Genomic DNA, 1,666 nt, shown 5'->3' on the forward strand with positions numbered 1-1,666 from the left:
TCTATCAGTTCGTTGGGAATTGCGGGTAGGTCTCGCGGGGCTTCACGCCCCGGCTTCTTCTTGGTCGGCATACATGCGTCCTCTGCTGCAACATGTTATGCCCAAACACAAAATTTATGACACCCCCTTTCAAACTGCTCTACCAAGCGCTTTTCAGTCTCCAATTGTTCTTTCAAATAGTCTTGGTAAAGTACGCTAGTCCCTCTTCTGTACCCATAAACATCATCAAGCATAGATCGTTCTACTTCGTCACTGACGTAGATAACCGCGCCGAACTCTCCGTAAGTAGCGTTATCACCTCGCGCCGCTACCATATCGCTAAAGTCATGCCCCCCACCTTCGGATATCTGCATGGTTCGGCCTGCGTTAAAGGTTGCCCACTCAATCTCCTCCGGCACGCCGAATGTCAAGCGGCCCAGGCATTCTTGGCGCGGCTCGTCTGCAGTGGCTAGTCCAACGGGCAGGGCAAGGCAGCAGCCCAAGAGCTTCAGTATTGTTTTCATAATTTGCGGTTTGAGGTGTATGGACTCATCGTCTGCTCTCGGCCTCATCATACAAAGCCTGCATGCCAGGCAACGGCCGGAAGCTTCTCATCATGTTGAGTACGTCTTCTTCGGCTTGCTCTATGGGTGGCGGTGGTTGGTCGTTGGCGAAGGTTTGTTGTTTGAACAACAGCGTCGGCGTGTACTTGCCAGCCACAGCGCCGGCATTCAACACATATTGAGTATGGGACGTGAGCTGGTCGCTCTCGGGGTTGATGGCTTGGAATGCTCGGCCCGCGAAGGTACCACGCGTACTGCCGATATCGATCCGACGCGGCCCAAGGTCCGTGATATTCAATGCATTTGGAAAAGGATTGCCCATTAAACGTTTGGTGAGCATAGGCAAAAGCTCTAGCGCGTCCCCAACTGAATTGCTGAGCTTTAGATTGTTCAGCACATAAGGTGTGCCTTCTGAATGCCACGAGAAGTAGGCATCGTATTTTTCTGAGCCGCTGTCGGCAATGAATCCAAAAGGCAGACAGACGCCCGGCTCCTGCGGTATCTCGAATTCTGCGCGCGGGCGAAAGCGCGCTAACAGGTCGCGGGCCAGAGGCTCTAACGCATCAAAATTACTTTCATACTCGCCGTTTTTCGGGCCAAACTCGAAGTGGTAAATCCGATTGTTGCGCCATAGCAGTGCCACCATTTTGTCCGGGTGCCAGGCCCCAGCAGCGTCAGGTATTCCTAGATCAAAAGCGCGTTCATGCTCATAACGCTCATCAGTGGGCAGTGCAGCTATTTGCCTCTCATAATCTGCGAGTTGAGCCTCTAATTCTTCTGTTGGTCGACCCTTGCTTTTATCAAAATCGATAAATATTTTAAACCTTGTTATGTCAGAGATCATGTCGCTGTATCGCTCGTTCTCTGCGTCCAAATTCATGAGATCTTCGATATACTGTTCTCTATCATCCTTTTCGGGGTCGAATCTCTCTCTTCTCTCATTTACTCTGTTTCTTAATACCCGCATTTGAGCTTTTGTTTTGTTGGGCATCTCAACACGGCGGTCTCAGGGTCTAAGTGCAACACTCAGTTGATGGTCTGAAGGTTATTGCTCTGCGAGAGCTGAAGGTATTCAACAAGCACCTCCACCGGGAATTTCCAGCCTAAAGTCTGTCGTGGCCGAG

At 50.9% G+C, this 1,666-nt stretch carries 2 protein-coding genes; both read right to left on the bottom strand.

Annotated elements, in window-relative coordinates:
- Positions 1–95: 95 nt before the first annotated feature.
- Positions 96–503: a hypothetical protein gene (locus tag H4J77_RS19395; RefSeq protein ID WP_182250090.1), complete on the bottom strand. Its 408-nt coding sequence runs from the start codon at positions 501–503 to the stop codon at positions 96–98.
- Between the two features lie 25 nt (positions 504–528).
- Positions 529–1,533, bottom strand: a complete 1,005-nt coding sequence (locus tag H4J77_RS19400; protein WP_182250092.1) for a T6SS immunity protein Tli4 family protein — start codon at positions 1,531–1,533, stop codon at positions 529–531.
- Positions 1,534–1,666: the final 133 nt, after the last annotated feature.

The organism is Pseudomonas sp. 5Ae-yellow, assembly GCF_014077575.1.
GTDB lineage: Bacteria > Pseudomonadota > Gammaproteobacteria > Pseudomonadales > Pseudomonadaceae > Halopseudomonas > Halopseudomonas neustonica.